Origin of the sequence: Nostoc cf. commune SO-36 (assembly GCF_023734775.1) — a bacterium.
Taxonomy (GTDB): Bacteria; Cyanobacteriota; Cyanobacteriia; order Cyanobacteriales; family Nostocaceae; genus Nostoc; species Nostoc commune_A.
Map to the genome: position 1 here is coordinate 5,858,866 of NZ_AP025732.1, position 26,737 is coordinate 5,885,602.

The window sequence follows — 26,737 nt, forward strand, 5'->3', positions numbered from 1 at the left end:
TTATGGTGTTCAGTTCACTTGTGAGACAAAATACCAGTTTATACAGAGCTTTTATCCGGAATACGTTTTTGTTGCTTAACTTCTTTTGTCAAATCTTGGTAAGTAAAGTATTCTTTAGCATGGTTGAAATAACTATTAGATTCATTTTTATCAATGATGCCATTAACAACTAAACCTAAAACGTTGTGACTGGATCTCTCGAGCATTTCTCGAGCGGCAGCTGCACTGTTAGAATCAATTACCCCAGGTCGGGCTACTAACAAAATCCCATCAGTCATTTGGCTTAAAGTCAAAGCATCAGCTGCTAAAAGGAGGGGAGGAGCATCAATAATTACAAAATCATAGTTATATTGAGATGATAAATTTTCAATTAGTGATGCCATCCGTTTTGAGTCAAGCAAAGCAAGCGGGTTAGGAGGTCTAACTCCAGCTGTTAAAACATCAAGGTTGTCCATTACCTTAGATACAGTAATGTCAAATTCAGCCTGACCTACAATAACTTCGCTTAAACCAACTGAATTTGTTAATTGCCACAAATGATGCTGAGAAGGAACTCGCATATCTGCATCAATTAATAAAACTTGGCGTCCTAGTTGAGCGATCGCCGCAGCCAAATTAGCTGAAACTGTAGACTTGCCCTCTTTTGGAACTGCACTAGTTACAACGATAGTTTTGAGTACTTTGTCTGAACTCAGGAATTTCAGATTAGCTTGAATCATCCGATACATTTCACTCGTCAAAGAGTGAGGAGTATCTCTGACAGCAATTTGTTGAAGAGTTGATTCTGCGTTTGAATAACGGGAACGAACCTTTTTAACAGATAAAGGCACAATTCCCAACAAAGGATATCCCAATACATCTCTTACTTCTTTAAGTGTTTTAAGAGATCTATCTCTCATAGATAAGAAGAGGACAGTTGTAGTGGCAAAAAATAAACCGAACATTACTCCTAGGACTAAAACAATTATTTTTTTGCCTATTACTGGATCTTTAGGTACTAAAGCCTGAGCAATAATCCGAGAACTAGCTGTATTTGTATTTTCAACTAACTGTAGTTCTTGAACCTTTTTCAATAGAGTTTGATAAGTAGATTCTGCAACTTCAACTTTTCGTTCTAACTCCCGCTGATTTTGTGCTAATTGGGGTATGAGTTTCACCCGCTGTTCGTAGCTAGAACGAGAATTATATAAAGAGGAGAGTTTTTGAGTTAAGCCAAAGCGCTGTATTTCTGATTGCAGAAAACTTTGTATCAGGCTTTGTCTGAGTTCTCCAATCTGCAATAGACTTTGAGGAAGTTGTCTTTGATTGCCAACAGTCTGACCAATTTGCTGTTGTAGGAGAGATTTTAAATTAGTTTTTTTTGCTTCTAGGTTAATAATTACGGGGTTATCATCTAGAAAACGGCTACGCTCAACGGCTAACTGCCGTTCAGTGTCTTGAAGTTGTGTTAGAACTGCCTGTACTGGGGGTGACTGACTGAGCGCACTCACAGCGATCGCTTGCTGAGAATTTAGCTCTACTTTTTGGCGCAGTTCATTTGTTTGGGCATTTACCTCATCTAGTTGAGCCTTAACAGTATTAATCTCATTGTCTAGATTTCCAATAGTCCCAACTGCTGATCTTGTTTCCTCCGATAAATCTGCAATCTGATTCTTTTGTTTAAATATACGTAGTGCTACTTCCGCATTATTAACAGCGGCTTGAGTTTTAGGAAGCTGTCTGGCCATAAACTGACGAGTTGCTCCTGCCTCGGAGCGATTTGTCAGAATATCATTTTCTAAATAAAAATTCATTATTGTGTTGACCACTGCCGCTGCTTCTTCTGGATCAGGGCTGCTATAGCTAATTCGCAATACATCTGTCCCACCAATAATTTTTAGGTTCAGGGCTTTTTGTAGCGATCGCACTTCCAGAGCTTTACCTTCGTTGTCTTTGAGTTGTAGCTTATCTATTGTTCGCTGCAACAAAGTAGGGGAAGAGATAACTTCTATCTGACTACTTATAGGATTTTGAGTTGCTACTAAGGGTTTTAAATCTCCTGAGTCTCCCCCTTCAGAGGAACCAGGCGAAAGATTATTTCCTCCTACTTTGAAAGAAGGAATTCTGAATAACAGCTTTCCTTCCGCTTCATAGTCTGACTTCATAAACTTTGTAGATATGGCACTCAAAAGAACTGTAGCCACAAATATAGTGATAGCAGGTACGCACCACCGCTTCAATATCAATAAGTAACGATTAAGGTCTAAATCAATAGATTCTCTAGATTCCATAGATTTTTCTGACATAAATCTTCCAAAGTACAGGTCTTAAGCAACAAACTAAAAATTGACTTATCAGAGTAATCACAAACCAGTGCAATTGACAAGCAAGACTAGTATGATTTTACAATATGACAATAGTATAGACCATCTAAGTTACAAATTTACTTCCCATTTAGGCACATTTATGCAGCAGCCATTTAAAACTTGCTATTGAGCGGCAACTTTGGTAAATATTTATTTTTGGGAAACTATGGTTATATCTGACAAAACTGGTCTAAATAACTTCATATCTGCATCCTTAGAGCTTTCATTTTGTAGTTACTAGCTGTTTATACCCAAATTATTGATCATCTGAATTTAACATTGAATTATACAAATCAAGTAGAGAAAGCCAATGATTCTTGATATCAAGAGGAAAAACACTTGTTCTCGCCTTAGTTCCTAGAGAAAGCCTCAAAGCCTCATTTTCAATTAAAGACTTCACAGTATCTGCTAACTCCTCAACATTACCTGGATTGACGATTAATCCATTTTCAGATTGAGTAACTATTTCAGGTATGCCTCCTACTGGTGTGACTACTACTGCTAACTCCCAAGCCATCGCTTCCAGCATTGATAATGGAAGACCTTCATTGTAAGAGGGCAATACAAAAACATCTGCTTCAGTTAAAAGAATATCACGATCATCTGACCCTATCCAGCCAGGCAATTTTATATAATCTTCTAGATTCAAGGTCGTAACTAAATTGCGTGCTTGTTCTATATCTCCATCTCCTGCCATGATCATACTTGATCTAGTTTTATATTCAGTAGGTAAAATAGAAAAAGCTTTTATTAAATCAAATGCTCCTTTACGTTGACCAATTCGCCCTAAAAAAAGTAAGTTGACTTTTTTAGAGACTGAACGGTGTGGAACTTCAGCAGGAATTTTTACTGGATTATAAAAAACTACAACTTGCTCGGGTTTAAGACCAAGATTTTCGATGTAGAAGCTTTTCCAACTTTCGGATAATACAATTAAGCGTTGGCACTTACAAAATATCCAATTCACTAATTTTTTTATCCAATTAGGAAGCCCAGCATAGAAAAGATGAAATTGGCTACCGTGAGCGTGTAGGATTATAGGCTTACTAAATATCCAAGCTAAAAGCGCCATAATCCCTTGCCGTAAAACACTGCCATGCTGTGAGATTTGAAGTTGAACAATATCAACCTCTTCGCTTGCTAACACCCACAAAAATTTACATATGGCTTTCAAAAATATTATTATTTTGATCGCTGTAGTTCCATCTTCGTAAGTAATAATATGACGTATATTGACTTCCGAAGGAGCATATTCTAAAAAAAGTTTTTCGTAATTGGAAATGCCACCCTGCTGAAGTAAGCTAGGGCCTAGCAGAATAATATTGATAGTTTTAGTCCGATGCATATTCTACATTTTTCCATAATTTAGCTATCTTTACAGAATTTAGCTATCTTTAGTTAATGCACCAATGAAATAATCCAAGGCAAATTTATTATTTTAATGTTTTTTCCATGATCAAAAGCAACACATAAAATATGAGTTTTAGAGGCTTTGCTTCAAAAAGGCATTAGCCTAAATCATAAAACGTTTATATCAATTTTAGTTCAGTGTAAATTACCACTATACATCCAATGATTTCATAACTTTTTTCAATACCTATATTATGGTTCAGTATTTTCTGTTTGATGGTTTTATTCTAATTTCATCTCTTAATTCTCACTGAGAGAGAGACTGCTACATAGAGCATCCAATTCAAACTATTAGATTCCAGCAATGCAGATTCAGTAGTACTAGCTAAAGCTATATATGTCATGTGTATAAGTGGCCAAACATCTAATGCTGTTTTACTACCACGCACGCAAGCGAATCCTCGCACATAACTGCGCCAAAATCCTAAAAAGAATAACCCTAACCCTAAAAAGCCCAAATCTACGCAAAGAGCCAGATAACCATTGTGGGGGTGGCTTACCGGCCATCCAACTATGCGCCAAATATAAGCAGATTCGCCATCCCATCCGTGCCAGAATCCGCTATAACCATAACCAAGCCAAGGATGTTTCCAAATCATATCGATCGTTAATTGCCAGATGTCTGTTCGACCCGTGAGTGTCGAATCTTTCCCAATTGCACTGAACAGGACATTAGCATTATTAGAAAACCAAAAATATAAACTTTGGCTGATAGTTGCCATCATTATTAGAGTTGGTATCATAACCTGGTATGGCAAACGCCAAATTAGGAAAGTAAAAAATGCAAATATTAAAATTAATAAATTAAGTAGAGATGAAGTGGAAGCGGCAAGGATTAAGAGTAGTATTGATAAGCTAAACCCGACCCAGAAAAGCCAACTACGTCTTCGAGCTTGATAACCAAGAATAAAAAAAACCATACTACTTGTTACCATTTTAGCTCCCAGACCGTTTTTGTGGGTGAAAACTCCACGCCACTTTCCGCTACCAATGTCGTTTTGTATCCCGTATTTAGGCAAGGCTATAGCAAAAATGAAACTCAAAACTATAATAATACCAAAGTTCAAAGCAAGTAAATTTAATTGCTGTTTTAAGGTATACCTTGATGCAAAATACAGACCAAATAAGCTGGAATTAATTAGGGTAAAACTATCTTTTAATGTTGATGATGGGGAAAAAGACCAAGCAATAGAAACAACTGTCAACATAACCAAAGAATAAAGCCAAATATCTTTAGCTTGGACAATAAAATAAAGAGTTTTCTTCCAACGCAAAACTAGTAGAAATAAGGTAACTGCGTAGATGAAGAAAAAAATTATCCGAATTAAGGAGCTATCATATTCTACTATATCACTCTGTCCTGCTCCTCCTGACAGAATGACAGTTAGGATTGCCCCTGAATACATCAGCAAAGCTACAATCGCGAATCCATTTTCCCCAAAAATTAGTAATTTTTTCATAAATTAACTAATATTTATATTGATTTCTCTATGATAAATTTCAGCTGTTTTAGCAGCAATATTTAACCAATTTAAATCTTGCTGGCAACGAACTCTTGCAGCAGTTTGCATACGTTGTTGCAAATCGCGATCGCTTAACAAACAAATTATGGCATCAGCTAGCGCTCGAACATCGCAGGGTGGAACTAACAACCCATCTTCTTTATCATGAACTATTTCACTTAATCCCCCAACATCAGAAGCTACAACCAGCGTTCCCATTCCATAAGATAACGCTGCTACACCACTTTGAGAAGACTCAATATATGGCAAAATTGTTACTGTGCTGCGTTGAAATAAATTACCTACTTCTTCAAGCGGGATAAAGTCATTGATAATTTCGTAGCGTTTCTCATCATAACCATTAGGGAAATACTGCTTTATGTTGTCTCCCCTTCCAGCAATAATCAGCTTGACTTCAGGTATAGATTCAGCAATTAAGGGCATAGCCTCAAGCAAATATTTCAATCCCTTGTAGGGGAAGATACGTCCAAAAAATAGCAAGGTAAATGGCTCACGGGGTTGAATATCTTGACTACCCCGACGCTGATATAAACTACCAAGTTCCCCATGAGGTAAAACATTGACCCGCTCTTGAGGTATCCGAAATTGCTCAATTAGAATCTTTTTTAGTTGATGAGTATGGACAATCAACTGTTGGGAACGGTAGAAGCTAATACGTTTAGTATACTTTGAACCAAAAGCATTCATTTTATCCCCTGGGTGAGGGAATATATCATGGATAGTCGTCACCAATGGTGGCATCTTGTTGAGCAACAAAGTCCAATCGTACCAAGGATCGTTAGTTTCTTGCACATGTAAAACATCTGGCTGTATGTCTTTGATAATATTCATCATATTGACCATAGACAAGAAATTGCCTGGGTCGCGCATCCTTGGTTTTTTAAAGCTAATGACACGGATATTTGAATCAAGAGCCTTGCTACAAATACGTGAAATTCTTTCTGGATGAATTAGCGTTAAATCAACATACTTAACCAAACTATTTGCTAATTCGATAGTGTAGTCTTCAAAGCAAAAATGTAATAAAGCAACTTTAATCATAATTAAAATTATATTTTCCTTTAACTTACTTAATTTAAGCAATCTGCATAGCTTACTGTTAAAATTTTAGATGGAAAAAATTATTGCTATTGCTCTCTTAAAAATTTTACCCATAAAAAACGGAATCCCCCAAACGCACGAATACCGAGATAAATCATAGATAATCCATAAGCACAAGTTGCAATAATTAAAGTTAAGATAAAATTTAAACTAATTTTTTGCAATAGTAGGAATATTGGTAACATCAAAAAGGTTATTATTAAAGGTCGCCGCATAATTCGCCATAAATTTAATGAAAATAGGCGAGTATAGGTGAAGTAGATGTACTGACTAAAACCAATAATATTCATTAGTAATGCCATTATAGCTGCACCTAGCAACTGATATTGTGAAACTAATGCCACGCCTAAGAAGCTTCCTATTGAAGTAGTTATAACTACTTCACGTAGGTTGACTATCTCGAAACCATTGGCTACAAGTAAGTAGGACAATGAACGTGTGAATGGCAAGAAAATGAGTGAAATGGCTGTTATACTGAGAGCTATATATGCTTCAGCAAAGCTATTATCATAAATAAAAGCTAGCAAATCTTTGCCAAATAATAACAGTCCAAGAAGCAAGGGTAATGCCATCATTAACAATACTTCAATAATATTTTCAGTTATCTGTCTCTGGTTGTCACGTCCTTGCTCTACCGCTTTTGAAAATCTTGGAAATATTGCTAAAGTCACACTGTTAGCAATAATTAAAAAGGGTTGTAGTAATTGTGCGATTCCACCAAATAGACCCACTAGAAACTCATTTCCTAACAATGAAAGAATCAAGATTTGAATTCTGCCAGCAATCACAGCTATTCCTTCAATAGCAAAAAATGTCCGAGCATTTTTGATTGTATTCAATACAAAATCCCCATCAATTTGCCATTGTATTTTGACCAAGCGGATGATAAGCATCCACTCTATTGCCAGAATTAATGTTTCTGATAAAAGTAGGATTACCGCTAGATATTCAATTCCGTATTTCAGCTTCATCGCCCAAATCATTATTATTAGGCGTAAGATATAAATGGGGACTGTAGAAATTGCAATTAGATGCATCTTTTCTTTAGCTTGAAAAATTGCCTCCGTGATGTTAGAAAGGGCAAAAGGAATGATTGTTAAGCCCATGATGTAGCAAAGAGTAGAGGTTTTGGCACCATAGGGAAGTAAAAATACTACAATTACCAAAGCCCCATAACTGAAGAAACTAAATATTAATTGAAGCCAAGTACCACTCATTAAATAAACTGGGGTTTTTTGTGGCTCACGGGCTAGTTCCCTAGTAAACAATGTTTTTAGACCCTGTGAAGCAATTCCCACAAATATAAAATAGTAGCTGTATGCTAGCAAATACTGACCTAAAGCCTCAGCTCCTAGAGTACGAGCAATAGCAGCAGTTAAGACAAAGGTTGAAATGCTTTGAACTAACCTATTGGCTATCATTGAAAGGGAATTACTTAGAAATCTGTACTTATCTAGCATTTTCAAATTATTAATTTAGTTCCTTATTTTGAATCATTAATACATATAGTATTTTATAACTAAATACACATATATTTTGTAACTTTACTTTTTGGGGTATATCGCTCATCATAAGTTTTTATATCTTAGAATGCATAATATTAAAACAAACAGGTGAAGATAATACATTTTTATTGCATTCTTTTTTAGCTTCTATAAGTTTATCACTTATCACAAGGTTTTCTTAGGTTTTGATTTCTGAATGCGAAAACTTTGTATGTATTACTCATTATGCAGGCAGTTAATTAATCAACAAAGTAGAAAAGCCTTAATGAATTAAATGAAAGCGAAAAATAAATAGAAGGTGAATTGCAATAATTATATATTATATTAATACATATAAAAAACTTTCGCTAATCCTAATTTATTAAGGTGACTTAATGTTAGCTAAGGTTTATGTTTTTCAATGAATTAGCATTCACTGTTCCGGATACGATACAATTAATGTTTTATTTTTGAAAAATATAACAATCTGCTCATTTCCTATCTTGAGGATTAGAAGTAATAAAAACAGAAGAACGAATTATTTTTTTTGTTTACATAAATATTAAATAGTGATACTTACAGAATATCTATCAGCACAAATAAAAGCTATATTTAGCAACTAAGACAATAATATTAATCTTGGGCTTGTAATATCAACAACCGATTGATACAAAAAACGCTTTTGTTTGAAATATTTAATATCTATTCAGGAGTTCGCGTAACATATTTATCCAGACTAACTTAGTTTTGCTTACAACACTCCTTTATTATTTAGGCATAATTACTGATTAACAAAACTTACATGAACAAGATATAACAAAATGCATCAAAAGTTTGATTATTGTTATAAAAATTTACATATTGAATGCTTGTGGTTGAATTTGGGTCAGCTTCATAGGTATCTCTAAAGAATTGCTCACAGTTTAATGAAAATAAATTTTAATAGTTGAAAGTATTATCAACAATGTCTGACATCTATAAGTCTTGCTATATCTGCATCATAAATATTTTCACATTTAGAAAAAGAATCAATTATTTTGATAGATTTTTGTATCTGGATTAAATTTTCGACTGATCCAATCTTATCTATTGAAAACTCAGGGCTTAGGCACGGTGGTTTCACCATCAAACAAACCTATAGTTATCTGTTTTTGCTTGTAGCTAAAGAGCTTAAATGGGTGTTCTCTTTGAGAATTAAAAGAGTTTTACTTGTATTTTGTATTACATTAATAGAGTCATTAAGTCTATGTATAAGCTTTTAGTCCCATACACCTTACTTTATAGTGGAATGTAACCCACCTGATGAGAGCTTTACTGTGTCAACGTATAATTTTTTGATCGCTATTGGTAAGGAAAATCGATGGTAAATTTTAAACATTCAGCTAGTAACTGGTTTGAAGGTTGACAAGATAACACATTTAAGTAAATTATAATTATGGCTTTACATTATTTTTACATCTGAAGAAACATGGTAAAGATTTGGTAATAATTATTTTTTCATTCAGCAAATTTCCCTAAAAAAAGATAGAGTTTTTTTTTATAAAGATGTGGTATTCAAGCTATTGAGCTAACTAAAAAAAAAAAAAACTACTTTTTCACTAAAACTACAAATCGAATTATTGTCTATGCCTATAACTCAACCATACAGTGATAAGGTTTTTGAATTTCATTGTATTTTCAAGTTTCATTTAAAAATAAAATATTGGATATAAATATAAAGAATGTTTGTTTTGTTAGACTTAGAAGTCTATTGGCTAGAGCTTCAAATACAATTATTTTTGAAAAGACATATATTTTTTTGGGTATTAGCAACCAGAAACCGTAATCCTTTAGTGAGTCTTAAACCTAGCTAATTTTTGTTTTTTTAGCCCTAGGTTTCTATATTTAAAAAAACTAGTGTGTAAAACGACATAAAACTTTGCTATAAACCCATAAATAATAAATTAAAAAATTGCGTTTCCTAATGGAGTTGATATGTAGAAAATGGACATAAATAACCAAAGTTCAGAATATAAGCAAAATATTCCATTAAATACCTTAAATCAAATGATCGGCACTAAAGTTCTACAAGAATGGAATGATCCCCAAAAAGATCATCATCAGGATCTGTGCATCCATCAAATGTTTGAGATGCAAGTGGAGCGATCGCCCCAAGCAATAGCTGTAGTATGCGAAAATACACAGCTTACTTATCAGCAGTTAAACCAACAGGCAAATCAACTAGCGCACCACCTACGTACTTTAGGCGTTGGGTCTGAAGTACTTGTAGGCATTTGCCTAGAGCGCTCCTTAGAAATGATTGTAGGGCTGCTGGGAATCCTCAAAGCTGGAGGCGCTTATGTGCCTTTAGATCCGGCATATCCCTCAGAACGTTTGGCTTTTATCTTGGAAGACACCCAGACACCAGTATTGTTAACCCAAGAAAAATTAGTCAAGAATTTACCACCGCATCACGCACAAGTGGTTTATCTAGACTTAGACTGGGAAAAAAATATTCAAAACAGTCAAAAAAATCCTGTAAATCAGACTACGGCTGATAACCTCATCTACGTAATTTATACATCTGGCTCTACAGGACAGCCCAAGGGTGTAATGATCCCTCACCGTGGGATTTGCAATCAACTCCACTGGAAGCAAACAACTTTTGGATTAACTAACGCAGACAAAGTTTTACTAACTATTTCCTTTAGCTTCGACCCCTCAGTGTGGCAGATATTTTGGCCATTATGCTTTGGAGGGCAATTATTTATGGCTCGTCCTGGTGGACATCAGGATACAACCTACCTTGTGAAGGTAATTATTGAGCAGCAAATCACTGTCCTGGCTTTAGTACCTTCCATCCTCCGTGTCTTACTGGAAGAAAAGGGAATTGAGAATTGCCGATTCATTAGGCACATTACCTGCGGTGGTGAAGCTTTACCTGGCGAACTTATAGAACGTTTTTTTGCCCAACTGAATTTGGATAATGTTCTACATAACTGTTATGGCCCGACAGAAGCTTCCATTGATACTACTTTTTGGACTTGCCAACGCGGCACTAATTACGGCATTGCTCCCATTGGCCGTCCGATTACCAATGCAGAGATTCACATCCTTGATGAAAATTTGCAGCCTATGCCTGTTGGTGAATCAGGTGAACTGTACATTGGCGGTATTGGTCTAGCGCGAGGCTATCTTAACCGTCCAGAATTGACTAGAGAGAAGTTCATTTTCGACCCTTTTAGCTCTGAAAGAGGGGCACGCCTGTACAAAACTGGGACTTAGCACGTTATTTGAGCGATGGTAATATCGAGTTTCTTGGTCGTATTGATCACCAAGTAAAAATACGTGGCTTCCGAATTGAATTGGGAGAAATTGAAGCTGTTCTTAGACAACACCCCTCTGTGAAAGAAGCTGTTGTTATCAGCAGAGAAGAAGTTCAGGGTGACAAACGTCTTGTAGCTTATCTGACTTTAAACCTGGAACAGACAGTTAAAGTTGAGCAACTGCGTCGTTTTTTACAGCAGAAACTACCTGTTTACATGATGCCTTCAGCTTTTGTCATCTTGAAAGCTTTACCAATGACTCCTAATGGCAAGATAGATCGCCGTTCTCTACCAGAACCTGCTCAAACTAGACAACAAGCAGAAGAAACTTTTGTTCCTCCCAGCGATGAGATAGAACTCAAACTGGCAAGGATTTGGGAAAATGTGCTAGGTATCAAGCCTATTGGCATAAAGGATAACTTCTTTGATTTAGGAGGCAACTCGTTGCTATCCATACACCTGTTTGCACAAGTTCAGAAAGCCTTTAAAAAAGATATGCCCTTGGCTATTCTTTATCAAAATCCGACTATTGAGCAACTGGCCATAATTATTCGCCAATTAGAGTTTTCACCGTCTTTATCGTCTTTAGTCCCAATTAAAGCTAATGGTTCTAAACCACCTTTATTTTTATGTCAAGGTTTTAGCTTATATGAATCTCTAGTTTCTTATTTAGATTCAGAGCAACCTGTTTATGCCCTAATATCAGAGGATGGACAGGGAATGCCAATTAGATTCAATGGGATAGAGGAATTAGCATCGCGCTACATCAATGAAATAAGAACTCTCCAACCTGAAGGCCCTTATCTTTTGGGAGGTCATTCTTTTGGAGGAGTTATAGCATTTGAAATGGCTCAACAATTGTCATCACAAGGTCAGCACATAGCTTTACTAGCTTTGTTTGATTCTTATGTACCAAGTACAATTAAAAAACCGCCTGTATCGAAGAGCCTATCATACAACTTGAATCAACTTTTAAAAATTGGGCCTGCCTATCTTCTAAAATATGGTATCGAACGGTTGTCAGAAAAATATGGTAATTTCGCTCTGAAAAATAAATTTATTAGAATTAAAAAACTCCAATATTTAGTTAGTCGAGCAGCATACATAAAACTTGTAAAAGAATATGCAGCAAAGTACATACCGCAACCTTACTTGGGCCGTATAAATCTTTTCATGGCTAGTGATAGGCGTTTTCAGGATGAGCCTAAACTAGGTTGGACTAAGTTGGCCGGTGGAGGATTGGAGATACATGAAATTCCTGGAGATCACACTAGTATTTTCCAAGAACCTAGCATCCGGTTAGTTGCTAAAAAATTAGAGCTTTCTATAGATGACCGTCTGAGTTAATATTAGAGAGTTAAGTCTTAACTTCTCGTTTTTCGGCATGGCTTTTTACTTACCTCTCTTCCGCAGGTGGGGAGGCTTTGAAGTCCAATTTTAGTTTTTCTTTGCTTGGATGAAAACCGTGGTCAAATTTAATTAATTCAATACTTACGCAAAAGACTTACGCAAAAGTTGCAAATTAAGCTTAATTTATCGAACCGCCTTTTGCTGCGTCGACTTACGCCAACGGGTAGCGTCTCGCAGAGAAGACATTAAGAATCGGATAGTGCTACAAATTGAACAGAGTTAATTCTTGTGGCATTAAAAGCTTGAATGACTTTTGTTATTAGACTTTAAGTTGGTAAGCAATTCACAATCTACTGATGCTATATAGACGATTTGGGCGCACAGAATTACAGATGCCAGTGTTTTCGTGCGGTGGCATGAGATATCAGTTTAAATGGCAGGATGTTCCTAATAATGAAATTCCTGCTGATAACCAGGCGAATTTGGAAGCGACAATTAGAAGTGCGCTGGAAGCTGGGATTAATCATATCGAAACTGCTCGTGGTTATGGCACATCCGAAATGCAATTGGGGAGAATATTGCCCAAGTTTCCCCGCGAAAAGTTGATTGTTCAAACCAAAGTCAGCCCAACGGCAGATGCGAAAGAATTCCGTGATACATTTGAACAATCATTAAAAAATCTCCAGCTAGATTATGTTGACCTTTTAGGATTGCATGGTATCAATCATCCTGAATCATTAGATTATAGTATCCGTTCTGGTGGCTGTTTGGAAGTAGCACAGCAGTTGCAAGCTGAGGGAAAAGTTAGATTTATTGGGTTTTCTACACACGGATCAACAGAGTCAATTGTGCAGACAATTAATACCAATCAATTTGATTACGTGAATTTGCATTGGTACTACATTAATCAATGGAATTGGGCGGCAATTGAAGCAGCTAAACGCCATGATATGGGGGTGTTTATCATTAGTCCATCTAATAAAGGAGGTTTGTTGTATGAACCTCCACAAAAATTAGTAAATCTTTGTGCCCCGTTGAGTCCAATGGTGTTTAATGATTTGTTTTGTCTAAGTCATCAAGAGGTACATACCCTGAGCTTGGGAGCAGCAAAACCACAAGATTTTGATGAACATCTGAAGACTTTAGAATTAATAGATCGGGCATCAGAAATTTTGCCACCAATTTTAGCAAGGTTGGAATCAGAAGCGATCGCTACTTTGGGAGAAGATTGGGTAAAATCCTGGGAAACAAATCTACCAACCTTTGACGAAACCCCTGGTGAGGTAAATATTCGGGTGATTTTGTGGCTGTGGAATTTAGCGATCGCTTACGATCTGGTAGACTATGCCAAAATGCGCTACAACCTGCTTGGTAATGGCGGCCACTGGTTCCCCGGCAACAAAGCCGACCGGCTAGATGAATTAGATTTAGGGAAATCTCTTACCCGCAATCCCTACGCCGATAAAATCCCCCAACTCCTGAAACAAGCTCATCAGATGTTAGCGGGTGAAGAGGTGAAACGATTGTCTCAAAGTTGAGGATTAGAAACTTAGTATATTTAATGATATACTAAGTGACTACATATCAATAGTTAGTTAATCAAGTTGGCTAACAAAAATGAAATCTGTATTTTCACAACATTCAAAACAAATAGAATTACCTCTACAGTTAGTAACTTATCAAAATAAATTTGCTTTCATCGATCTCTTTGCTGGGATTGGTGGATTTAGAATTGCTTTACAAAAACTCGGTGGTCAATGTTTAGGCTATTCTGAAATAGACAAACAAGCTATAAAAGTTTATCAACAAAATTTTATCAGCTACTTAAACAAAGATGAAGTTGAATTAGGAGACATAACAAAAATTACTGAACTTCCTTCTCATGTTGACATAGTGGTTGGTGGTGTTCCGTGTCAACCTTGGTCAGTCGCAGGTCGTTTAAAGGGATTTGAAGATCCAAGAGGAAAGTTATGGTTTGATGTAATTAGACTAGTCAATAAAAATAAACCTAAAGGCTTTATATTTGAAAATGTCAGTGGATTAGCAAGCCCGAAAAATATAGATAACTTAGAACTGATTGTACATGAATTGGAAAGCATCGGATATTGTGTTAAATGGAAAGTCCTCAATGCTTATGATTTTGGTTTACCTCAAAATAGAGAGAGAGTTTTTATCGTTGGAATTAGAAATGATCTGGAAAAATGCCAAGAGTATAAATTTCCTATTCCTTTGAACATTCATCCAAAAGTTTTCGATATATTAGATGATATTAAACCTGCAAAAATTATTGAAAAAGTCAAGTTAGATCGACATACCTTATTTAAAGGTATGATTCCACCATCAAGAACTAGATTTCAAAAAGATGATGAATTAAATGATTTTTTCATTTTTTCTGATTTAAGAAATGGACACACAACAATTCACTCTTGGGATATTATAGAAACTAGTGATAGAGAAAAAATGATTTGCTTAACTCTTCTAAAACATAGGAGAAGTAAAAAATATGGAGAGAAAGATGGTAATCCCTTATCTTTTGATAATTTTAAACAGATAATATCTGACCTAGAGATAAATGAATTAAATGAACTAGTCCAAAAAGGAATATTCCGATTCACTGCTGATCATAAGTATGAATTTATTAATTCTAAAAATATGACAGGTATTAATGATATTTATAGAATTATTTTGCCTACTGCTGATATTATGCCAACTTTAACTGCTACTGGCGCTAAAGACTATATAGCAACAGTATCAATTCATGCTAGTCATCCACAGGAATATAAAAATATTTTCTTAGAAAAAATTTATAACCAGAAAAAGTTCATCCCAATCACGGCTAAACACGCTTGTAAATTACAAGGTTTTCCTAGAAATTTTGAATATCACGAAAAAGATGATATTGCCAAAAAACAGTTTGGTAATGCTGTTCCTGTTCCTGTTGTTGAATATGTAGCGAAAGAGTTGCTAAGTATTCTTGATATTTAAACTAATTTTGGTAAAAAATATCATTAAATTCGGCGGCAAAATTTTCTTCTCCTAACTCAATAAAAAGCGCTTTTAATTGCTCAAATGTATTTTCAGTTCCAGAACAAAAATCCCAAAATTCATTTTCAACCCATATATCTTGAGCGATATCTAGAGGAGAACTAAATAACTTAGTTTTTTGCATTTCATACCAAGATTTTTGAAAAGGATTAAAAGGAATAGCAATACGAGCCTCTAACTTAGCATTTGTATTTTTAGCAAGTCTATAGGCGTACCACTGTAGCATTTGCTTGTTAAATTTTTGAAAATCACCTTGATTTGGCTGTGCAGTTTTTATATCAAAAAGATATTCAATTCCATCCTTAAACAAATGAATATCAACTCCAGTTCCTGATGGAGGAGATACGTAAATGTAGGTGGCAATGTCTTCGGGATTAGTTTTTTCCGCAGCGTTTCTTAGGCTATCTATGCATTCTTTTGTTGAAACTCTCCTGTTATTAGGCTTATTCTCACGTTCATAAACTACTTTATCCAATTCATTCTGCAAAGCTTGAGGAAACGGAGTTGGAACTAATATTTTCTCTTTGATGATTTGAAATCCATTGATTTCAGCTAATGTTTTAGATATAGGTTCCCAAAAAGTTGTTCCTAAACTTGTTTCTAATCCACCTATTAAAGAACGTATTCGTCTTTCATTAGGAAAAATATCATCTAATACTTGGTAATTTTTTACTTTTTTATTGTTAAAAAATTTTCTAATTGAAATTTTAAGATTTTCCTTGATTCTTTCTTTAAGATAGTCATTCATAATTAAATTGTTTGATGTTGATGGGGGCGGACGATATAAGATGTCCAACCGACAAGCTGGTAGGGTACATTACGGGTTTAAGCTAACACACCATCTAACATTGGGCAAAGTGCATGGAAAATATAAACAATAATTATCAATTCCCAATGCCCAATGCCCAATGCCCCATTCCCAATACTAATCAGATTTTGCCGTATCTGCTGATTTAACTGCCTTCGGTATGACTAGCACCTTATCAACGCGATTACCATCCATATCCATCACTTCAATTCGCATACTTTGCCATTCAAAGTGGTCTGCTGCGGCAGGAATACGACCTAAATGGGTGATGACAAAACCGCCTAATGTTTGATAACTGCCGCGTTCCTCAGATTCCCAGTCTTCCATACCAAAAAGTTCCAAAAACTCCTCTACAGGCAACATCCCATCCAAAAGCCACGAACCATCTTCGCGTTGCACAGCTTGTGGTTGATCCTGTCCATCCGTTGAAGGAACGTCACCCACGATTTCACTCATGATGTCGTTGAGAGTGACTAATCCTTGAATCACACCGTATTCATCCACTACTAGCGCCATGTGAGTAATGGTTTGCTTAAACAATTCCAAAACTTTTAAGCCACGAGTGCTTTCTGGTACAAATACGGGCTGTCGCAATCCGATCGTTAAATCCAAGGGTTCCCCTCGGAAACTCCTGGCTAATAAGTCGGTGACAGGGATAACACCCAATACATTGTCAAGTCCCCCCTGACAAACTGGATACCGAGAATAGGCACTATCAACCATTTTTTGGCGATTTTCTTCGGCAGAGTCGTCTAAGTCTAGCCAAACAATATCAGGACGGGGTGTCATTAAATAGCTGACAGGGCGATCGCCTAAACGAAAGACTCGCTCTACCATATCCTGTTCAGCTTCCTCAAAGGTTCCCGCCTCAGTCCCTTGCTCTATTAAGATTTTAATTTCTTCTTCGGTGACTTGCGGCTCGGTAGAAGCTGTAATTCCTAGTAATCGCAGGATCAAATCTGTAGAAGCACTTAAAAGATATACCATTGGCGAAGCGATCGCCGATAAGGCACGCATTGGAATAGCGACAGTCGAGGCAATTCTTTCTGGATTGTTTAATGCCAGACGCTTTGGTACTAATTCGCCAACAATGAGTGACAAATAGGTAATAATCAAAACCACTATTCCAAAAGATATTGGTTCACTATAAGGTGCTAACAAAGGCACAAGTTTTACATAGACTGCCAGTCGGTTGGCAATTGTTGCTCCTCCAAAAGCACCGGTTAGGATACCAATCAGCGAAATACCCACTTGGACGGTTGACAGAAAATGATTTGGAGACTCAGCTAGTTTGAGTGCTGCCTTTGCCTTGACATCTCCTTGATTGGCAAGCTGTTGTAGCCTAACTTTCCGCGCCGAGACAATTGCCATCTCAGACATGGAAAACACGCCGTTGGCAATAATTAGCACCAAAATGATTAAAATTTCAAAAGTTATGGAGGACATGTTTAAAATTGCCGCTTATCAGAGCGAACGTAGCTCAATCCCTAGTATCTAGTATTAAAGGTGTTTAGATAAATGCTTTGACTATACACAAAGTAATAGTTATAGTTCTTAAGTTTATTAGGCGCTGTGTATTATTCTTCCACCGAAGGGATAAGAAAGCTGTTAACACTTTTAAAATGGTTGACATAAACTGCCTCAAAATTTCCTGACCCACAAAGACTCCCATAGTAGTACTTATGTCATTTTCTTCTATTGTGCGTGCCTTAGGCCGATCGTCGCTCACTACTGAATTTATTTCTAAGCTGAATCGACAACAAGAATTGCGGTTAAATGGCATTCCCAGGCTGCCCAAGGCTCTGGTTGCTTCAGCATTAGCACAGGCTCAGGGCAAAAATTTGTTCGTAGTTTGCGCCACTCTGGAGGAAGCTGGACGCGTTTACGCACAACTAGAGGCAATGGGATGGCAAACAGTACATTTTTACCCCACCTCCGAGGCTTCTCCCTACGAACCTTTTGACCCAGAAACTGAGATGAGTTGGGGGCAAATGCAGGTATTGGCGGATTTGGGAATGGGGCATGGGGCATTGGGCATGGGGCATGGGGAAGAAAACCAGATTTTATCCAATTCTCAATTACCCAAGATGGCGATTGTGGCTACTCAAGGGGCGCTGCAACCTCATTTGCCTCCACCAGAAGCTTTTGAGCAATTCTGTCTTACCCTGAAAAAAGGGATGGAATTAGATTTGAATGCCTTCAGTGAGAAAATAACTATTTTGGGGTACGAAAGAGTTCCTTTGGTGGAAATGGAAGGGCAATGGAGTCGGCGGGGCGATATTGTTGATGTGTTTCCGGTTTCCTCTGAGTTACCAGTCCGGTTGGAATGGTTTGGCGATGAAATCGAGCAAATGCGCGAATTCGACCCAGCAACTCAACGTTCAGCCCTCGACAAAGTTGACCAGTTAATTCTTACACCTACTAGCTTTACTCCCGTCGTGATGGCTGCACTGAAAAATAGTGCCCAGTTCCAAGTGCTGAGTGCTGAGTTAAATTCTGACTCAGAATTTAGCACTAATAACTCGTCTCTTTTGGAGGGTAGTCGTCGCTTTTTGGGGTTGGCTTTTGAGCAACCAGCATCTTTGCTAAACTACTTAGCAGAAAATACCCTGATTGCCATTGATGAGCCAGAACAGTGTCATGCTCATAGCGATCGCTGGGTAGAAAATGCCCAAGAACAATGGGGAGTAGGGAATAGGGAATGGGGAATGGGGAATGGGGAAGAATCTACGTCTACTTCCGTAACATTGCCGAAAATCCACCGTTCGTTTGATGACTGTCTGCTTGATGTTGCCAAATTTAAGACATTATATTTGTCGGAACTTTCAGAGGAAAATACTGGGATCAATCTTGCCTGCCGTCCTGTTCCAGTCATGCCGCACCAGTTTGCTAAACTGGCTGAAACCATCCGCCAAGAACGCGATCGCAATTTCTCGATCTGGCTGCTTTCTGCTCAACCTTCGCGTTCTGTGTCGCTGTTGCAAGAACATGATTGTCCGGCTCAGTTTATCCCCAATCCCCGCGACTATCAAGCGATAGATAAGCTGCAAATTAACCATACTCCCATAGCCTTAAAATATTCTGGTCTTGCGGAATTAGAAGGTTTTATCCTGCCTACTTACCGTTTGGTAATCGTTACAGATCGGGAATTTTTTGGGCAGCATTCTTTGGCGACTCCCGGCTATATCCGCAAGCGCCACAAAGCTACTTCTAAACAAGTTGATCCCAATAAGCTGCGTCCAGGCGATTATGTCGTTCACAGAAATCATGGTGTTGGCAAATTTGTCAAGCTGGAAAGTTTGGCGATTAATAATGAAACCCGTGATTATTTGGTGGTGCAGTATGCTGATGGGTTATTAAGAGTCGCAGCCGATCAAGTAGGTGCTTTATCGCGGTTCCGCGCCGGAGGTGATAAAGCACCAGAACTCAATCGGATGACTGGTAAGGCTTGGGAAAATACCAAAAATAAAGTCCGCAAAGCCATCAAAAAACTGGCGGTGGACTTGTTGAAACTGTATGCAGCGCGATCGCAACAACAAGGTTTTAGCTTTCCCAGTGATATGCCTTGGCAGGAAGAATTGGAAGATTCTTTCCCCTACCAACCCACAACGGATCAACTCAAAGCTGTTCAAGATGTAAAACGCGACATGGAGAGCGATCGCCCAATGGATCGCTTAGTTTGTGGCGATGTCGGTTTCGGAAAGACGGAAGTGGCGATTCGTGCTATTTTCAAAGCAGTCATCGCCGGTAAACAAGTGGCACTCCTTGCGCCAACGACAATTTTAACACAGCAGCATTACCATACACTCAAAGAACGTTTTGCACCTTACCCCGTGAATGTCGGCTTACTCAACCGTTTTCGGTCTGCTGAAGAACGCCGCGATATTCAAAGCGATTAGCAACTGGTGAACTAGATGTAGTTGTTGGTACACAGCAACTTTTGGGTAAAGGCGTGATGTTCCGGGATTTAGGGCTGTTGGTGGTGGACGAAGAACAGCGTTTTGGGGTAAACCAGAAAGAGAAAATTAAAAGTCTAAAAACTCAAGTGGATGTGCTAACCCTCTCCGCTACTCCCATTCCCCGGACTTTGTATATGTCTTTGTCGGGAATTCGGGAAATGAGTTTGATTACCACACCACCCCCAACCAGACGAGCGATTAAAACCCATCTGTCACCAATAAATTCCGAAGCTATCCGCACTGCAATTCGTCAAGAATTAGACAGAGGGGGACAGGTATTTTATGTAGTTCCACGAGTGGATGGAATTGAAGAGACAACAGCCAATTTACGAGAAGTGATACCGGGAGCTAGATTTGCGATCGCTCACGGTCAAATGGATGAAAGCGAGTTAGAATCAACCATGCTCACTTTCAGTAATGGCGATGCAGATATTCTCGTTTGTACGACAATTATTGAATCTGGCTTAGATATTCCACGAGTCAACACCATTTTGATTGAAGATGCTCACCGCTTTGGTTTGGCACAACTGTATCAATTACGCGGTCGTGTGGGGCGTGCAGGTATCCAAGCTCATGCTTGGTTATTTTATCCAAAGCAACGGCAATTATCTGATGCAGCACGGCAACGATTACGAGCGATTCAGGAATTTACTCAGCTAGGTTCTGGTTATCAGCTAGCGATGCGCGACATGGAAATCAGAGGTGTGGGTAACTTGCTAGGTGCAGAACAATCCGGTCAAATGGATGCCATCGGTTTTGATTTATACATGGAAATGCTAGAAGAAGCAATTCGGGAAATCCGAGGACAAGAAATTCCGCAAGTGGAGGATACCCAGATTGACCTTAACCTCACGGCGTTTATTCCGGCAGATTATATCACCGATTTGGATCAAAAGATGAGTGCATACCGGGCGGTGGCTACAGCTAAATCTAAATCAGAATTAAAACAGATTGCAGCCGAGTGGAGCGATCGCTATGGTACTTTACCAGTCCCGGCAAATCAACTTTTGCGAGTCATGGAACTCAAACAGCTAGCGAAAAAACTCGGATTTAGCCGCATTAAGCCAGAACAAAAGCAGCACGTTGTTTTAGAAACACCAATGGAGGAACCGGCTTGGAATTTATTGGCGGCAAATTTACCAGACAATCTCAAGACCCGCTTTGTCTATTCTCCAGGAAAAGTGACGGTGCGCGGGTTAGGAGTTTTTAAAGCAGATCAACAATTGCAAAATTTGATTGATGCTTTTGGGAGAATGCAGGGTGCGATTCCAGAGGCGGCTATTGTTTGATAAGTTTTGCTCAAGTTTTTATCAATTAAGAACCAAATCTACAGAGGATAACCAGAGTGATGCCAATTGGGAAAAAGAATGCGACAAATAGACCATTTGTAGAGACGCGATGAATCGCGTCTTTACCCAAAGATGTGTTGCAATCATTAATTGAATTGGTATGATCTTCATAACAATTAATAGCTATGACTCCCGTATTTCTCACCAGCTATGCGATCGCTATTACCAAACCTTTATCAGGCTTAGATTTTGAGCGTTTTAGACACTGCATGAATCACAGCAGTATGTGAACAAGGTATTTTATCTAAAGTCTAAGTGTCATAAGCGTTTTGGGCTAATCGTTTAAACCTTTGTGAGAAATCCGGGGACTGAGCTACTTGAACAAGCGATCGCTAAACTCAAAAACTTGGCTGCCAATGAACAAGATGCGAGCATAGCAATAGTTAGTTGTGAAATATCTCGAAGATAAGTAAGTTATGTCAACAATATCGGGAAAATTAGAAGAAAGAGTAGCGATTCTAGAGGCAGAAGTTGCACGCCTCAAAAGTAAATTAGAGGTTGTTTCCTCACCAACAATACCTTGGTGGGAAAAGATTGCTGGAACATTTACTGATAACTCAGCTTATGATGAAGCTATGCAACTAGGGCGCGAATATCGTGAATCCCTGCGCTCAAATTCTGTAGAACCACACGAGATATAAATGTACGTTTTTGATACCGATCATCTCAGCGTTTTGGAACGTAGAGGAGCAGGGGCACAAGGTCTTTTCATGCGGTTGGCAAATGTCAATCCGAATGAGGTTGTAGCAACAATCATTAGCTACGAGGAGCAAATGCGAGGGTGGTTGAGTTAGATCAAAAAAGCTCAAACTGTTGAGGGACAAGTTGCAGCCTACAAACAGTTAAATAGGCAACTAACTAATTACTGTGCTATCCCAATTCTAGAATTTGATGAACAAGCAGATCAAGAATTCCAACGTCTAAAAAAGGTGTATCCAAGACTCGGCACAATGGATTTGAAAATTGCTGCGATCGCCCTAGTAAATCAAGCCATTCTATTGACTCGTAATTCCTCTGATTTTGGACAAATTGTGGGTTTACGCACAGAAGACTGGACATAAAAGCGCTCACTTTTGCCATAATCAAGCAGCACGTCGTTTTAGAAACATTTTACAGAGAAGGCGTTCGATAAATTCAGCTTTTTGGCAATTTTTGCGTAAATACTGACGATATATCGCACAGTAACAGATATTAACCATCATCGGGACTTGCCCAATTTAAGTAATAGGCCAACACTCAAGACAGCTAAACTAGCAAATCCAACGGTAGGTTCGGGAATAGATTTTGCAAGTACAAGTGGTTGAATTTCAGAAGAGGTAATATAGTTGGCAAGAAAAGGCTTGCCAATATAATTTAGATAAGGTAAACCAACAATATTAGCAGTATACTCTCTAAATTTTCAGAAGTTGAGAAAGCTAATTTAGAATTACTAGAGTTAAATCCAAAAGAACTTAAACTAGATACACCTGACCATTCTTCTTGCGGGACTTTGGAGTTACCAGAAAATATCAAATCAAAGGTATTTAACTCACTTGTGTAAATCAAACCATCATTATTTTGATCCACACCAGAAAATGAACCAGATAAGATACCTCCACCTTCCCAGCCTGATTGTGTAAAGGCGTAGTCCAGAGATGCAGCTTGCACTTGCTTAACTGAGCTTCCTAGCAAGCTGAAAATACTAAGAGTAGTTGTAAATGCTATTTTTGAGAACCATCTCATAGTTTTATGCCAGAGAATTGTTGAAGAATTTTTGATAGTGAAAAAGAGAAAATACTTGCTCAAAACTAGCTATACTAATTGTTCTAATCAACTTAGTACAGCACGGTATAAATAGAGATGCCATTCACAATCAGGGAAAAGCTGACAACACAAGGTTTTTGACTTTTAACTTTTGACTTCCGCCTTGCGGCACTAGCTTTTACTCACCCAAAGGCGCTCCTTCACGACGTGGGTCAGCACCACTAACTAGCCCCTGATTAGTTAGTACAATTCCGGTGGAACCACTGGTTAATTGGATAACGCTGACTGTATGACCCTTGGCTTCTAAAGCAGGTTTCAGGTTGGCAACATCTGTATCTGCTTCTAGTTCAGTTGGCCCATTACGGCTACCAAAATTTGGCAAAGCTAGCGATCGCTGAATGTCCAATCCCCAGTCTAGATGGCCTACTATTGCCTTAGCGACATAATTAATAATTTGCGCCCCACCAGCTGAACCAACTACCATTACTAGCTTGCCATTGCGATCAAAGACCATCATGGGAGCCATTGAGCTTCTAGGGCGTTTCTTGGCTTCTATGCGATTAGCAACAGGCTTTCCTTCTGATGTCGGTAAAAAAGAGAAATCTGTCAGTTGGTTGTTAAGTAAGAAGCCTCGTACCATTAATCTTGAGCCAAAGGCATCTTCAATGCTGCTAGTCATTGAAATAGCGTTACCTGCCGCATCGACAATTGAAACATGAGTAGTAGATGGCAAATCCTTAGATTGATCTTTACCCCAGCGACTTGCTTGCTGTAACAATGGATTGCCTGCTTGGGCTTGACCCATTGAACGTTCAGGATTGATTTTCGCTGCCCGTAACCTCAGGTAGTTAGGATTAATTAATTCTTTGACTGGTACTGGGACAAAATCTGTGTCAGCTATATATAAATTTCTATCAGCATAGGCTAAACGTCCAGCTTCAGAAAATAAATGGACTGCTTCTAAAGAAGCTGGCTTTAAAGCTGCCAGATTAAATTGTTGAAGAATACCTAGAATTTGCAGTACGGTTAAACCACCAGAACTTGGAGGCCCCATGCCGCAAACTTTGTAAATTCGATAAGCGCCACAAACTGGCTCTCGCACTTTAGCTTGATATTGCACTAGATCGGTGGTGGTTAAGTCACCTGGTACAGCAGCTTGCCTCACCTTAGCTACTATGTCTTGAGCAATATTTCCTTGATAAAAGGCATTAGCGCCTCCTTTAGCAATCTGACGCAATACCTCTGCCAAAGGCTGATTGACCAATCTTGTACCAATTGGCTTGGGTGTACCATCGGGTTGATAGAAATAGCTCTTAGCTGGCTCGTTGCGAGATAGATATAGATCCTTACTTAGCAGAGTGTACAAACGTGGTGAAAGTGGAAAACCTTGTTCAGAAAGTTGGATAGCTCCTTGAAACAGTTGAGACCAAGGTAACTTGCCATATTTTTTGTGTGCCAACTCTAGCATTCGTACTACCCCAGGCACACCTACAGATTTACCTCCGACAACAGCATCATAAAACTGTAAGGGTTTGCCATTGGCATCAAGAAAGCGATCTGGTTTAGCCGCAGCCGGTGCAGTTTCTCGACCATCATAAGTGAGCAACTTCTTCGTTTTGGCATCGTAGTAAACAAGGAAAGCACCACCACCAATACCTGAAGATTGTGGCTCTACCAACGTCAGTACCATTTGGACTGCAATAGCAGCATCTATAGCACTACCTCCGCGACGTAGAACATCGCGTCCGGCTGCTGATGCTAGTGGATTTGCAGCTACTACCACAGACTTATTTGTGCGAACAGCTTCGCGCTCAACTCGACCACTCCCAGCCTCCGGTGGAGGAGGAGTTTGGGCCTTGCCTATGATAGGCAAGAGGGTAGCACTGAGTGTGAGGGGAAGCAAACAACTACCTAACGCAAACTTAGATGCTGTAGTCAACGCAACTCTCCGAATTTAAATATTTTATTTATCGTCAATGCTGAAATTACAAAAAAACTCATCAAAACTCTAGCAATGTTGAGAGTCTTGCTTGTTGATTTCTTGCTTTAATTCACAAATTAGCTTACAAGACATCAACTTACAGCATGTTAAGAGGCTAGTCAACTATTTCTCACTTTTAAAAATTTTGATTGTGTATGTATTGAAAACAAAGGGCTACCTTCTCTGCGTTCGTGCAGCGTGTCGTAGATAGACGCTACGCGTAGCTTGCTTCCCCAAAGGGCGTCACCTTTCTAGACACTGCGAAAATCGACCCCACGAAATTACGCCAACTGATTGATCAATTGGAGACAATTGCTGGTATTGGACAAGGTTTCGAGGAACTCAACGCTGGTAAAACTCGCCCAATTGAGGATTTTGTCCAAGAAATGCAACAAAAGTATGGCATTTCAGGTTGAGATTACCACAATCGCGGAAACTCAGATTGAGCAAGCTTATCGCTGGTATCGAGAGCGGAATCCTGAATTTGCTGATCGTTGGTTTCGAGAATTGATGAATGCTATTGCTACCCTACAAGAGAAGCCCCAACGTTGTGCTTTAGCAGTCGAACATGAAATTTTTCCAGAAGAAGTACGTCAACTTCTTTATGGGAAAGCCAAAAATGTATACCGATTTTTTGGATTCTTATTTAACCATCTTTTAACAGCCGCATTTTCACAATCTTGTTTTTGATGACCATCTTGCTTTTTAATAAATTCTGGTTCTAAATTAATGACTTGTTTAGGATGTCTCATGAAATATTCCAGCAATTGAAATTCCTTGACAGTTAAAGAGAATACTTGATTTTCTCCACGATAATACTGACGAGTAAGTTGATGAGTGCTGTAATTGAGCGTCAGGCAACCTACTTGTAAACGTCGGGGTTGGACTTGAGGTGTCAGCGTTGCTCCTACGTAAGAGGAGCGCCGTTGTAATGCTCGCAATCTTGCCAGCAGTTCTGCCATATCAAAGGGTTTAACTAAATAATCATCTGCACCGCTATCTAGACCAATAATCTTTTCCTCCATTCGGTCTTTAGCCGTTAGCATTAATACAGGCAGAGTTAATTGGCGTGATCGCAACCATTTACACAACTCTATCCCCGATACTCCAGGCAGCATCCAATCAAAAATCGCAAGTGTGTACTCAGTCCAACCAGTTTTCTAAATATTGCCATGCCTGAGTACCATCTAGAAACCAGTCAACTATATACGCCTCATGGCTTAGGACTTGTTTGATTGCTGCACCTAAATCTGTTTCATCCTCAACTAATATCAGCCGCATAGTCAAGTCGCTTCGCTCCAATTAAAAATTAAAAATTATTAATTAAAAATTGA

16 protein-coding genes and 2 pseudogenes are annotated in these 26,737 nt (G+C 38.4%); 8 read left to right on the forward strand and 10 right to left on the reverse strand.

Translation table 11 applies throughout. From position 1 onward, the window contains the following. Window positions 1–38 precede the first annotated feature (38 nt). The 5 genes from ANSO36C_RS26715 to ANSO36C_RS26735 all read right to left on the reverse strand — a co-directional run bounded on the left by ANSO36C_RS26715 (window position 39) and on the right by ANSO36C_RS26735 (window position 7,839). Complete coding sequence (locus ANSO36C_RS26715) at window positions 39–2,285, reverse strand: GumC family protein (protein ID WP_251957161.1); 2,247 nt, start codon at window positions 2,283–2,285, stop codon at window positions 39–41. A 316-nt stretch (window positions 2,286–2,601) separates the two neighbouring features. Next, window positions 2,602–3,690 (reverse strand): glycosyltransferase family 4 protein, encoded by a 1,089-nt coding sequence (locus ANSO36C_RS26720; protein ID WP_251957162.1) that lies wholly within the window; start codon window positions 3,688–3,690, stop codon window positions 2,602–2,604. A 298-nt stretch (window positions 3,691–3,988) separates the two neighbouring features. Then, a complete protein-coding gene (locus ANSO36C_RS26725; RefSeq protein ID WP_251957164.1) occupies window positions 3,989–5,215 on the reverse strand; it encodes an O-antigen ligase family protein in 1,227 nt (408 codons plus the stop codon). A 3-nt stretch (window positions 5,216–5,218) separates the two neighbouring features. Further along, window positions 5,219–6,319: a glycosyltransferase family 4 protein gene (locus ANSO36C_RS26730; protein WP_251957165.1), complete on the reverse strand. Its 1,101-nt coding sequence runs from the start codon at window positions 6,317–6,319 to the stop codon at window positions 5,219–5,221. Window positions 6,320–6,405: 86 nt separating this feature from the next. Continuing rightward, window positions 6,406–7,839, reverse strand: a complete 1,434-nt coding sequence (locus tag ANSO36C_RS26735) for an oligosaccharide flippase family protein (protein WP_251957167.1) — start codon at window positions 7,837–7,839, stop codon at window positions 6,406–6,408. Between the two features lie 2,007 nt (window positions 7,840–9,846). Between ANSO36C_RS26735 and ANSO36C_RS26740 the strand changes: the two genes are divergently transcribed. From ANSO36C_RS26740 to ANSO36C_RS26755, 4 genes are all read left to right on the forward strand, one after another. Beyond that, the gene (locus ANSO36C_RS26740) at window positions 9,847–11,127 is read left to right on the forward strand and encodes a non-ribosomal peptide synthetase (RefSeq protein WP_251957169.1); all 1,281 of its coding nucleotides are present in this window, start codon (window positions 9,847–9,849) and stop codon (window positions 11,125–11,127) included. Between the two features lie 8 nt (window positions 11,128–11,135). After that, window positions 11,136–12,515, forward strand: coding sequence for a thioesterase domain-containing protein (locus ANSO36C_RS26745; protein WP_251957171.1), 1,380 nt, complete (start codon window positions 11,136–11,138; stop codon window positions 12,513–12,515). 359 nt (window positions 12,516–12,874) lie between these two features. Beyond that, on the forward strand, window positions 12,875–14,056 hold the full coding sequence (locus tag ANSO36C_RS26750) for an aldo/keto reductase (protein WP_251957173.1): 1,182 nt from the start codon (window positions 12,875–12,877) through the stop codon (window positions 14,054–14,056). A gap of 79 nt (window positions 14,057–14,135) precedes the next feature. After that, entirely contained in the window at window positions 14,136–15,503 is a 1,368-nt protein-coding gene (locus ANSO36C_RS26755) for a DNA cytosine methyltransferase (RefSeq protein WP_251957175.1), read from the forward strand. Window position 15,504: 1 nt separating this feature from the next. Here the strand turns inward: ANSO36C_RS26755 and ANSO36C_RS26760 are convergent, their stop codons facing one another. Beyond that, window positions 15,505–16,311 carry a TdeIII family type II restriction endonuclease gene (locus tag ANSO36C_RS26760; protein WP_251957177.1) on the reverse strand — a complete coding sequence of 269 codons (807 nt, stop codon included), beginning with the start codon at window positions 16,309–16,311 and terminating at the stop codon, window positions 15,505–15,507. 177 nt (window positions 16,312–16,488) lie between these two features. Further along, the gene (locus tag ANSO36C_RS26765) at window positions 16,489–17,817 is read right to left on the reverse strand and encodes a hemolysin family protein (RefSeq protein WP_251957179.1); all 1,329 of its coding nucleotides are present in this window, start codon (window positions 17,815–17,817) and stop codon (window positions 16,489–16,491) included. 236 nt (window positions 17,818–18,053) lie between these two features. Between ANSO36C_RS26765 and mfd the strand changes: the two are divergent. The 4 genes and pseudogenes from mfd to ANSO36C_RS34535 all read left to right on the forward strand — a co-directional run bounded on the left by mfd (window position 18,054) and on the right by ANSO36C_RS34535 (window position 22,740). Then, a pseudogene (mfd, locus tag ANSO36C_RS26770) lies at window positions 18,054–21,619 on the forward strand (transcription-repair coupling factor). Window positions 21,620–22,095: 476 nt separating this feature from the next. After that, the gene (locus tag ANSO36C_RS26775) at window positions 22,096–22,320 is read left to right on the forward strand and encodes a hypothetical protein (protein WP_251957181.1); all 225 of its coding nucleotides are present in this window, start codon (window positions 22,096–22,098) and stop codon (window positions 22,318–22,320) included. Further along, the gene (locus ANSO36C_RS26780) at window positions 22,321–22,473 is read left to right on the forward strand and encodes a hypothetical protein (protein WP_251957183.1); all 153 of its coding nucleotides are present in this window, start codon (window positions 22,321–22,323) and stop codon (window positions 22,471–22,473) included. It abuts the gene before it with no gap. An 84-nt stretch (window positions 22,474–22,557) separates the two neighbouring features. Then, window positions 22,558–22,740 (forward strand): type II toxin-antitoxin system VapC family toxin, encoded by a 183-nt coding sequence (locus ANSO36C_RS34535; protein WP_323374617.1) that lies wholly within the window; start codon window positions 22,558–22,560, stop codon window positions 22,738–22,740. Between the two features lie 292 nt (window positions 22,741–23,032). Here ANSO36C_RS34535 and ANSO36C_RS26785 read toward each other — a convergent pair whose 3' ends face one another. The 3 genes and pseudogenes from ANSO36C_RS26785 to rppA all read right to left on the reverse strand — a co-directional run. Next, the gene (locus ANSO36C_RS26785; protein ID WP_251957184.1) at window positions 23,033–23,464 is read right to left on the reverse strand and encodes a hypothetical protein; all 432 of its coding nucleotides are present in this window, start codon (window positions 23,462–23,464) and stop codon (window positions 23,033–23,035) included. A gap of 136 nt (window positions 23,465–23,600) precedes the next feature. After that, window positions 23,601–25,361: a gamma-glutamyltransferase gene (ggt, locus tag ANSO36C_RS26790; RefSeq protein ID WP_251957186.1), complete on the reverse strand. Its 1,761-nt coding sequence runs from the start codon at window positions 25,359–25,361 to the stop codon at window positions 23,601–23,603. Window positions 25,362–26,128: 767 nt separating this feature from the next. Further along, window positions 26,129–26,684: pseudogene (gene rppA / locus ANSO36C_RS26795) on the reverse strand (two-component system response regulator RppA); the annotation flags it as partial. Window positions 26,685–26,737 lie beyond the last annotated feature (53 nt).

Coding starts and splice junctions, on each gene's coding strand:
- ANSO36C_RS26715 (WP_251957161.1), bottom strand. CDS start 2,285: ATGTCAGAAAAATCTATGGAATCTAGAGAATCTATTGATTTAGACCTT.
- ANSO36C_RS26720 (WP_251957162.1), bottom strand. CDS start 3,690: ATGCATCGGACTAAAACTATCAATATTATTCTGCTAGGCCCTAGCTTA.
- ANSO36C_RS26725 (WP_251957164.1), bottom strand. CDS start 5,215: ATGAAAAAATTACTAATTTTTGGGGAAAATGGATTCGCGATTGTAGCT.
- ANSO36C_RS26730 (WP_251957165.1), bottom strand. CDS start 6,319: ATGATTAAAGTTGCTTTATTACATTTTTGCTTTGAAGACTACACTATC.
- ANSO36C_RS26735 (WP_251957167.1), bottom strand. CDS start 7,839: ATGCTAGATAAGTACAGATTTCTAAGTAATTCCCTTTCAATGATAGCC.
- ANSO36C_RS26740 (WP_251957169.1), top strand. CDS start 9,847: ATGGACATAAATAACCAAAGTTCAGAATATAAGCAAAATATTCCATTA.
- ANSO36C_RS26750 (WP_251957173.1), top strand. CDS start 12,875: ATGCTATATAGACGATTTGGGCGCACAGAATTACAGATGCCAGTGTTT.
- ANSO36C_RS26755 (WP_251957175.1), top strand. CDS start 14,136: ATGAAATCTGTATTTTCACAACATTCAAAACAAATAGAATTACCTCTA.
- ANSO36C_RS26760 (WP_251957177.1), bottom strand. CDS start 16,311: ATGAATGACTATCTTAAAGAAAGAATCAAGGAAAATCTTAAAATTTCA.
- ANSO36C_RS26765 (WP_251957179.1), bottom strand. CDS start 17,817: ATGTCCTCCATAACTTTTGAAATTTTAATCATTTTGGTGCTAATTATT.
- ANSO36C_RS26775 (WP_251957181.1), top strand. CDS start 22,096: ATGTCAACAATATCGGGAAAATTAGAAGAAAGAGTAGCGATTCTAGAG.
- ANSO36C_RS26780 (WP_251957183.1), top strand. CDS start 22,321: ATGTACGTTTTTGATACCGATCATCTCAGCGTTTTGGAACGTAGAGGA.